This window comes from Paraburkholderia sp. SIMBA_054 (assembly GCF_046534875.1).
GTDB classification, from domain to species: Bacteria; Pseudomonadota; Gammaproteobacteria; order Burkholderiales; family Burkholderiaceae; genus Paraburkholderia; species Paraburkholderia hospita.
In genome coordinates this window covers 1-318 of the sequence record NZ_JAWRXV010000456.1, presented here as the reverse complement: position 1 = coordinate 318, position 318 = coordinate 1, and the positions used below count along the sequence as shown (strand labels likewise).

General features: G+C 60.7%; 1 protein-coding gene. It reads right to left on the bottom strand.

Annotation, left to right across the window (positions count from 1 at the left end; translation table 11 throughout):
- Positions 1-318: DDE-type integrase/transposase/recombinase (locus SB822_RS55890; protein ID WP_410858950.1), on the bottom strand; the 318-nt coding region annotated here is incomplete at both ends.

The following is a 318-nucleotide window of genomic DNA, read 5'->3' as shown; positions in this document are numbered from 1 at the left end:
AAGCTATCCTGCCGACGTCGCCATCCCGACGTTGTTTCCGATCGACGCGAGGAGGTGTAGTGTGAAACGCAAGCCTTGTCCCAGCAGTTAGCCTTGCGGCTCATCGAGCTTTGCATGCCGTAACTCTTGAGCAGTGCCTGGAACTCGGCGCTGCAATACTGGCTCCCACGGTCGCTATGCACGATCAGACCGGCCTCAGGGCGACGACGGAACCACGCCATACGCAACGCGTCAGAAACCAGCTCCGTGCGCATGTGCGGCTTGAGCGACCAGCCCACCACCTGGCGGCTAAACAGGTCCAGGATGACCGTCAGGTAC